The sequence below is a fragment of the Puerhibacterium puerhi genome, from assembly GCF_009846865.1.
Lineage (GTDB): Bacteria > Actinomycetota > Actinomycetes > Actinomycetales > Cellulomonadaceae > Puerhibacterium > Puerhibacterium puerhi.
Genome location: NZ_WUWN01000093.1, coordinates 1 through 1,035 on the forward strand (window position 1 = coordinate 1; position 1,035 = coordinate 1,035).

The 1,035-nt window shown below is 82.2% G+C and carries 1 protein-coding gene; it reads left to right on the forward strand.

The genetic code is table 11. From position 1 onward, the window contains the following. The coding region (locus GSF02_RS18450) for an FtsK/SpoIIIE domain-containing protein (protein ID WP_268892910.1) at positions 1–1,035 on the forward strand (1,035 nt) is incomplete at both ends.

Here is a 1,035-nt window from a genome sequence, read left to right on the forward strand (position 1 = left end):
CGCGGCGGCTCGCGGCGCTGCGCGCGCTGGGGCGGCCGGTCGCGGCCCTCCGGGACCCCGCCGCGCACGGGCCGGTCCGCGGCGAGGGCGGCGCCGACCCGGCCGACCCTCGCCTGCCCGCCGTCGTGCCGCTCGCCCCGCTGCTCGACCTGTCGACCGGACCCGGGGCACGCGCCGCCGCCGGGTGGGCTGCGCCGGGCTCGTGGGCCGTGCCACTGGGGGTGGACGCCGCCGGCCGGACGGTGCGCTTCGACCTGGTCGCCGACGGGCCGCACCTGCTCGTCGCCGGCACCACGGGCTCCGGCAAGTCCGAGCTCCTGCAGTCGCTGGTGCTGGGCCTCGCGCTCGGCCGCTCGCCGCGCGACCTGGCGCTCGTGCTCGTCGACTTCAAGGGCGGCGCCTCGTTCGGCGCGTGCGGCGGCCTGCCGCACGTGGTCGGCCAGGTCACCGACCTGGACGCGGGGCTCGCCGTGCGGGCGCTGGCCGGGCTGCGGGCCGAGCTGCGCCGACGCGAGCGCGTGCTGGCCCGGCACGCCGCCGCCGACGTCGCCGACCTCCCGGCGGGCACGCTGCCGCGCCTGGTCGTGGTGCTCGACGAGTTCCGGGCGCTGGCCGACGACGCGCCCGAGCTGCTGCCGGGCCTGCTGCGCGTCGCCGCGCAGGGCCGGTCGCTCGGCGTGCACCTGGTGCTCGCGACGCAGCGCCCCGCCGGCGCCGTGAGCGCGGACGTGCGTGCGAACGTCTCGGCACGGCTCGCGCTGCGCGTGGTCGACGCCGCCGACTCCCTGGACGTGCTCGACGTCCCGACGGCGGCGCGCATCCCGGTGTCCGCCCCCGGCCGGGCGGTGCTGCGCGTGGGCGCCGGGGCGCCCGTGGTGCTGCAGTGCGCCCGGGCCTCGGCCGCCGCCGGCGACCGGCCGCGCGTGCGCCGGGCCCCGGCGTGGGGGTCCGCCGGGACGGCCGGCGCACCGCGTCCGGCGTCGGACCCGCGCGGCCGTCACCGGGCGGGCACCGACCCCGGCGCACGGCGGGCCA